The organism is Virgibacillus carmonensis (assembly GCF_057836705.1).
In genome coordinates, this window is the sequence record NZ_JBYQFJ010000121.1 from 1 (window position 1) to 776 (window position 776).

Below are 776 nucleotides of genomic sequence, written 5' to 3' on the forward strand. Positions count from 1 at the left end.
GTCACTAGAGCCATTAAATCGAAGTGCCATCCGGCTAGCAAAAGAAGTTGCCAAGGAACATCCGAAAGAAGAAGCATTAGTGGCCGGGAATATATCAAATACGAATATTTTTGATCCCGAAGATTCTGAATCAAGGGCCAGAGTAAGAAATATATTTGCGGAAATGGTGAAATGGTGCAAAGAAGAGGAGGTTGACTTCGTGAATGGGGAAACATTTTATTACCACGAAGAAGCTCTTATAGCGTTTGAGGAAATCCGCAAACAGAATCTGCCTGCAGTCATTACGCTCGGGTTAATGGGAGAAAACATTTTACGGGATGGCTATACGGTTGATGAATCTTGCAAACTACTTTCTGAAAAAGGTGCGTTGGTCGTTGGGATGAACTGTTTTCGAGGCCCTGATACGATGCAGCCGTATCTTGCTGAAATACGAAAAAATGTCGATGGATATGTAGCCGGCCTGCCTATACCATACCGTACAACAGAAGAAAACCCTACATTCTTTAATTTACCTGATGGAGGATGCGGTTGTAATTTACCTACAGAAACAACCTTTCCGACTGCGCTTGATCCACTTTACCATAATCGCTATGAGCTGGCAGCGTGGGCAAAAGAGGCTAACGATATCGGTATTAATTACCTCGGTTTATGCTGTGGGGCATCGCCGGCAATGCTGCGAGCAGTGGCAGAAGCGGTAGGCGTTGAAACAATTAACTCTAAGTACTCTCCCGATATGGAGAAACATTTCCTTTTTGGCCAAGACAAAACACTTAAGG

The 776-nt window shown here is 43.9% G+C and carries 1 protein-coding gene; it reads left to right on the forward strand.

The genetic code is table 11. The annotated features are described in order from the left end of the window. Positions 1–776 (forward strand): homocysteine S-methyltransferase family protein (locus AC3G7N_RS20835; protein WP_489424073.1); only part of this gene is annotated, 776 nt, incomplete at both ends.